A 255-nucleotide genomic window follows, 5' to 3' on the forward strand; every position below is an offset into this window, starting at 1 on the left:
TGTGGCTGGTCGTCCTCTCAGACCAGCTACTGATCGTCGCCTTGGTAGGCCTTTACCCCACCAACTAGCTAATCAGCCATCGGCCAACCCTATAGCGCGAGGCCCGAAGGTCCCCCGCTTTCATCCAAAGATCGTATGCGGTATTAATCCGGCTTTCGCCGGGCTATCCCCCACTACAGGACATGTTCCGATGTATTACTCACCCGTTCGCCACTCGCCACCAGGTGCAAGCACCCGTGCTGCCGTTCGACTTGC

General features: G+C 58.0%; 1 rRNA gene. It reads right to left on the bottom strand.

Annotated elements, in window-relative coordinates:
* Window positions 1-255: ribosomal RNA gene (locus G3N62_RS35740) — 16S ribosomal RNA — on the bottom strand; the annotation flags it as partial.

Source organism: Burkholderia sp. Tr-20355 (assembly GCF_017104685.1).
In the GTDB taxonomy this organism is placed as follows: Bacteria; Pseudomonadota; Gammaproteobacteria; order Burkholderiales; family Burkholderiaceae; genus Burkholderia; species Burkholderia seminalis.